2 protein-coding genes and 1 pseudogene are annotated in these 2,563 nt (G+C 61.5%); all 3 read right to left on the reverse strand.

What is annotated here, in order from left to right; translation table 11 throughout:
• Positions 1 to 462 (reverse strand): annotated as a pseudogene (locus QZY44_RS22205) (penicillin-binding protein 1B); the annotation flags it as partial.
• 180 nt (positions 463 to 642) lie between these two features.
• Positions 643 to 1,443, reverse strand: coding sequence for an ABC transporter permease (locus QZY44_RS22210; RefSeq protein ID WP_295452588.1), 801 nt, complete (start codon positions 1,441 to 1,443; stop codon positions 643 to 645).
• Positions 1,440 to 2,363, reverse strand: coding sequence for an ABC transporter ATP-binding protein (locus QZY44_RS22215; RefSeq protein WP_295452594.1), 924 nt, complete (start codon positions 2,361 to 2,363; stop codon positions 1,440 to 1,442). Before QZY44_RS22215 ends, QZY44_RS22210 begins: the two co-directional genes overlap by 4 nt.
• Between the last annotated feature and the right edge of the window lie 200 nt (positions 2,364 to 2,563).

Raw genomic sequence — 2,563 nt, forward strand, 5'->3', positions numbered from 1 at the left:
GGGGGATGAGCCATCACGGGCATCGCGCAAGGCGGCCACTTTGCCGTCCTTGAGATCCAGTTCCAGCAGGCGCTCCGGCTCCTCACCGTCCCAGAAGCGGAAGCGACGCGTGTGCACCACAAAGCGCTCGCCGGCCCGGCTATAGGTCCCGTCCGCCGCGGGGTCAGGCACCTGCCGATAATTCAGCCGCGTGAGCTCCGCCTGAAATTGCTCGGCCGTCAATGGACGCTCCGCGTAGATCTCCAACGGACGCGCATAGACCCGCGCCGGCAGGGCCCAGCGTTTGCCCTCGAATTTCGCGCGCACCACCCGGTCCAGATGGACGCCGTACAGGGCTCCGGCGAGGCCGACGCCGACCATGGCCAGGAGCGACCACCGCACGACAAATCCAACGAACCGGTGGCGCGGTGGGGGCACGGCGGGGTGACGGCGATATTCGGACGGGTCGTTGGTACTAGGCATGGTCACTGAGATCGGGTCCCTCGGGGGGCGCGCGCAACACGCACTGGGTGGTTGGCGCAGAAGCATTATATATGGGGCCGGGAATCGGCAACGGCAGGCGCTGATAGTCCCATTTGCGGCCCCCGGATACAAGGTTGCAGCCGGCAGGGCGCGTGGCGACGGTCTGAGGAAGGTTCGCTGTCACGTCTTGATGCCGACCCCGCGGCGCAGCAGGGCCAGACTGAACAGGGTGAGCGCGATGATGAAGACCAGGATGATCCCGAACGCCAGCCCCAGGGGGATGTCACTCACGCCGTGCAGGCCGTAGCGAAAGCCGTTGACCATATAGAGGACTGGGTTTGCCAGGGAGGCAGCCTGCCAGAACGGGGGCAATAGGTCGATCGAATAGAATACACCGCCCAAGTAAGTCAGCGGCGTGAGGACAAAGATCGGGATAATGGAGATATCATCAAAACTGTTGGCGTAAACGGCGTTGATGAAGCCGCCCAAGGCGAAGAGCACGGCCGTCATGACCGACACCAAGACAGTCACGCCGACACTGAAAATGTGGACCTCAGTAAAGAGCATGGCCACCAGCAGCACCGCCGCCCCCACGGTCACTCCGCGCGCCACCCCACCGGCCACATAACCGCACAGGATCACCCAGTTCGGCGCTGGCGACACCAACAATTCCTCGACATAGCGCGAGAATTTACTGCTATAAAACGAGGAGACGACGTTGGAATAGGAGTTGGTAATCACGGCCATCAGCACCAGCCCCGGGACGATGAAGTCCAGATAGGCCAGACCGCCCATGTCGCCGATCCGCTGACCGATGAGTTGACCGAAAATCACGAAATACAGGGTGGTGGTAATCACCGAGGGCAGGACAGTCTGTACCCAGATCCGGGTAAAGCGCAGGACCTCCTTGGTGAGAATTGCCGTGAAGGTGATCCAATAACGCCGCCAAGCCCAGGCGGTCGGACGTGTTGACTGTGTCACGTCCCGGGCCGTCCATCGACCAAGTCCAGGAACAATCGCTCCAACCGGTTCTGCTTGTTGCGCAGGCTGATCACCTCGATCCCGGTACGCGACAGGGCCTCAAAGAGCGCATTGATGGTATGGTCCCGGTTCATCTCCACCTCCAGGGTAAAGTCATCCACCTGGGTGAGTACGAAGCCGTCCAGTTGGGGCAACTGCGCCACCCGGTCCTTGAGGTTCAGTACGAAGGTCTCGGTGTTCAGGCGCGCGAGCAAGGAGCCGATACTGGAGTGCTCAGCAATCTCCCCGCCATTGATGATCGCAATCGTCCGGCACAGGCTCTCGGCCTCCTCCAGATAGTGGGTCGTGAGGATGATGGTGGTGCCCCGGGCGTTCAACTCCTTCAAAAAGATCCACATGGAGCGGCGGATCTCGATATCAACCCCGGCGGTCGGCTCATCCAGGATCAGCAGTCGCGGCTCATGGACCAAGGCGCGGGCGATCATCAGGCGCCGTTTCATACCACCGGAGAGGCGACGCATCTCGGTGTCGCGGCGATCCCAGAGGTCCAGTTGGCGCAAATAGCGCTCGGCCCGCACCCGCGCCTCGCGGCGGGGAATCCCATAATAGCCGGCCTGGTTGACGACCACCTCCACCACCGGCAGAAACAGGTTGAAGTTGAATTCCTGAGGGACTAAACCGATACACGACTTCACCCCTTCCGGGTCCCTATCCAGGTCATGTCCAAAGACCCGCACCACGCCGCTGGTCTTGTTCACCAGTGAGGCGATGATGCCGATCAGGGTGGACTTGCCGGCACCGTTCGGCCCCAGGAGGGCAAAGAAATCGCCCTCCTCCACACTCAGATCAATCCTCTTGAGGGCCTTGAGTCCGCCGTGGTAGGTCTTGACGAGTTGACTGACTTCAAGGGCTGCGGTCATGGTGGGGATATCGGCACGGCGAGTAACAGGAGAGGCACGCCAGCGGGTTCGCATTCCGGCCGCCCACAGTGCTGACGGGTTGGCGTTGCGCGAACAAAAACAAAACCCCCGGGCCTGACGGCACGGGGGTTTTCCAAATAAGGCCCTGGCAGTGACCTACTTTCACATGGGGAGACCCCACACTATCATCGGCGATACAC

The sequence above is a fragment of the uncultured Thiodictyon sp. genome, from assembly GCA_903837595.1.
GTDB lineage: Bacteria > Pseudomonadota > Gammaproteobacteria > Chromatiales > Chromatiaceae > Thiodictyon.

Bases quoted from the DNA above. Each gene is read 5' to 3' on its own strand.
- QZY44_RS22215 (WP_295452594.1), bottom strand. From the start codon at position 2,363: ATGACCGCAGCCCTTGAAGTCAGTCAACTCGTCAAGACCTACCACGGC.